This is a genomic window from Paenibacillus amylolyticus, from assembly GCF_003719335.1.
Classification (GTDB): Bacteria; Bacillota; Bacilli; order Paenibacillales; family Paenibacillaceae; genus Paenibacillus; species Paenibacillus amylolyticus_D.
Map to the genome: position 1 here is coordinate 1 of NZ_RIAS01000056.1, position 529 is coordinate 529.

General features: G+C 52.4%; 6 tRNA genes. All 6 read right to left on the reverse strand.

The features are described from left to right. Position 1: 1 nt before the first annotated feature. Positions 2 to 76 (reverse strand) — tRNA-Gly (locus EC604_RS29545). Positions 77 to 87: 11 nt separating this feature from the next. Beyond that, positions 88 to 168 (reverse strand) — tRNA-Leu (locus tag EC604_RS29550). A gap of 12 nt (positions 169 to 180) precedes the next feature. Beyond that, positions 181 to 253, reverse strand: a tRNA-Lys gene (locus EC604_RS29555). 7 nt (positions 254 to 260) lie between these two features. After that, a tRNA-Tyr gene (locus EC604_RS29560) sits at positions 261 to 346 on the reverse strand. Between the two features lie 9 nt (positions 347 to 355). Further along, positions 356 to 431, reverse strand: a tRNA-Thr gene (locus EC604_RS29565). Between the two features lie 20 nt (positions 432 to 451). Further along, positions 452 to 527, reverse strand: a tRNA-Phe gene (locus tag EC604_RS29570). Positions 528 to 529: the final 2 nt, after the last annotated feature.

Below are 529 nucleotides of genomic sequence, written 5' to 3' on the forward strand. Positions count from 1 at the left end.
TTGGAGCGGAAGACGGGAATCGAACCCGCGACCCTCGCCTTGGCAAGGCGATGCTCTACCGCTGAGCCACTTCCGCAAAATAAGGGATGCGCGTGGAGGGACTTGAACCCCCACGTCAAAGACGCTAGATCCTAAGTCTAGTGCGTCTGCCAATTCCGCCACACGCGCATATAATAAAAGTGAGTCATGAAGGATTCGAACCTTCGACACCCTGATTAAAAGTCAGGTGCTCTACCAACTGAGCTAATGACTCATAAAACTGGTGGAGGATGATGGATTCGAACCACCGAACCCGTACGGGAGCAGATTTACAGTCTGATGCGTTTGGCCACTTCGCTAATCCTCCAGGATTACATGGTGCCGGCGAGAGGACTTGAACCCCCAACCTACTGATTACAAGTCAGTTGCTCTACCAGTTGAGCTACACCGGCGTATCAAATTGTTATGTTCATGGTGGCTCGGGACGGAATCGAACCGCCGACACGAGGATTTTCAGTCCTCTGCTCTACCGACTGAGCTACCGAGCCAT